This window comes from Collimonas fungivorans (genome assembly GCF_028292705.1).
Lineage (GTDB): Bacteria > Pseudomonadota > Gammaproteobacteria > Burkholderiales > Burkholderiaceae_D > Collimonas > Collimonas fungivorans_B.
The window spans coordinates 1-2530 of record NZ_JAQGLV010000358.1; the positions used below are offsets into that span (position 1 = coordinate 1).

At 62.0% G+C, this 2530-nt stretch carries 1 protein-coding gene; it reads left to right on the top strand.

Annotation, left to right across the window (positions count from 1 at the left end; translation table 11 throughout):
- Positions 1 to 2530, top strand: a 2530-nt coding sequence (ileS, locus tag JWQ61_RS19835) for an isoleucine--tRNA ligase (protein ID WP_304362024.1), incomplete at both ends; no start/stop codon positions are given.

Genomic DNA, 2530 nt, shown 5'->3' on the forward strand with positions numbered 1-2530 from the left:
AGCAAATACCCGGTCAACATGACCGAGACGCCCTTCCCCATGCGCGGCGACCTCGCCAAGCGCGAGCCGCAATGGGTCAAGCAGTGGCAGGAAAAGAAAGTCTACGAACGGATCCGCAAGGCCTCCAAGGGCCGCCCGAAATTCATCCTGCATGACGGCCCGCCCTACGCCAACGGCGAGATCCACCTGGGCCACGCCGTCAACAAGATCCTCAAGGACATGATCGTCAAGGCCCGCAACATGGCCGGCTTCGATGCGCCTTACGTGCCGGGCTGGGATTGCCACGGCATGCCGATCGAGATCCAGATCGAAAAGAAATACGGCAAGAACCTGCCGGTGGCTGAAGTGCAGTCGAAAGCGCGCGCTTACGCCAACGAACAGATCGACCTGCAGCGCAAAGACTTCATCCGCCTCGGCGTGCTGGGCGAATGGGACAACCCCTACCTGACCATGGCCTTCGGCAATGAAGCAGACGAACTGCGCGCGCTCGGCGCCATCCTGGAAAAGGGATATGTCTACCGCGGCCTGAAACCGGTCAACTGGTGCTTCGATTGCGGTTCGGCCCTGGCCGAGGCTGAAGTCGAATACCAGGACAAGCGCGACCCGTCGATCGACGTCGGCTTCCCATTTGCCGAGCCTGAAAAACTGGCTGCTGCCTTCAGTCTGCCATCGCTGCCGACCAATGAAGGCTATGTGGTGATCTGGACCACCACGCCGTGGACCATCCCGTCCAACCAGGCGCTCAACGTCCATCCGGAAGTCGACTACGCGCTGGTGCAGACCACGCGCAACGGCGCGCCGCTGCTGCTGATCCTGGCGCAGGACCTGGTCGAAGATTCGCTGCAGCGTTTCGGCCTCGAAGGCAAGGTCATCGCCAGCTGCAAAGGCGAAGCACTGGCGCTGATCAATTTCAAGCACCCGCTGGCCGACAGCGATCCTGGCTACAACCGCCTGTCGCCGGTCTACCTGGGCGACTACGTCACCACCGACAGCGGCACCGGCATCGTGCACTCGGCGCCGGCTTACGGCATCGAAGACTTCATCTCCTGCAAAGCGCATGGCATGAAGGACGACGACATCATCAGCCCGGTCATGGGCGACGGCAAGTTCGCGTCCTGGCTGCCGTTCTTTGCCGGCATGACCATCTGGGAAGCGTCCAAGCCGATCTGCGCCAAGCTGGAAGAAGCCGGCGCGCTGTTCAAGCTGGTCATGTTCGACCACAGCTACATGCACTGCTGGCGCCACAAGACGCCGATCATCTACCGCGCCACTTCGCAGTGGTTCGCCAGCATGGACAACTTGCCGAAGGACGGCCAGCCGAGCCTGCGCGCAACCGCCCTGCAAGCGATTGAAGAAACCGCATTTTTCCCAAGCTGGGGCAAGGCGCGCCTGCACGGCATGATCGCCAACCGCCCCGACTGGACCCTGTCGCGCCAACGCCAGTGGGGCGTGCCGATGGCGTTCTTCGTGCACAAGGAAAGCGGCCAGCTGCATCCGCGTACGCCGGAGCTGCTGGAACAGATCGCGCAGCGCGTCGAGCAGAGCGGGATCGAAGCCTGGCAGGCGCTTGACCCGAAGGAATTGCTGGGCGACGACGCCGTCAACTATGTCAAGAACAAGGACACGCTGGATGTCTGGTTCGATTCCGGCTCTACCCACCAGACAGTATTGCGCGGTTCGCACGCCAGCCAGTTGCAGTTCCCGGCCGACCTCTACCTGGAAGGTTCGGACCAGCATCGCGGCTGGTTCCACTCGTCGCTGCTGACTTCCTCCATGCTGAATGGCCGCGCGCCGTATAACGCACTGCTGACGCACGGCTTCGTGGTCGACGGCGAAGGCCGCAAGATGTCGAAGTCGCTGAAGAACGGCGTCGAGCCGCAAAAGGTAGCGGACTCGCTGGGTGCGGAAATCCTGCGCCTGTGGGTGGCTGCCAGCGACTACTCGGGTGAAATCACGATCTCCGACGAAATCCTGAAACGCGTCACCGAATCGTATCGCCGCATCCGCAATACCTTGCGCTTCCTGCTGGCCAACACTTCTGACTTCGATCCGTTGAAGGATGCGGTGCCGATCGCCGACCTGCTGGAAATCGACCGCTATGCGATCGCCAGCATGGCGCAGCTGCAAGCCGATATCCTGCAGCACTACGAGACCTACGAATTCCATCCGGTGATCTCGAAGCTGCAGATGTACTGCTCGGAAGACCTGGGCGGCTTCTACCTCGACATCCTGAAAGACCGCCTGTACACCAGCGGCGTCAGCTCGCCGGCGCGCCGTTCCGCGCAAACCGCGATCTGGCACATCACCCAGGCCTTGCTGCGGGTAATGGCGCCGACGCTGTCGTTCACGGCGGAAGAAGCCTGGTCGTTCTTCGCCAGCCCGGAAGCGTTTGCCGCCAGCGACGAAACCATTTTCACCCAGACCTATTACACGCTGCCGGAAATCGACGGCGCTGCTGCCCTGATCGACAAATTCAGCGCGCTGCGTGCGGTGCGCGCCGACGTCACCAAGCAACTGGAAGAAGTGCGGG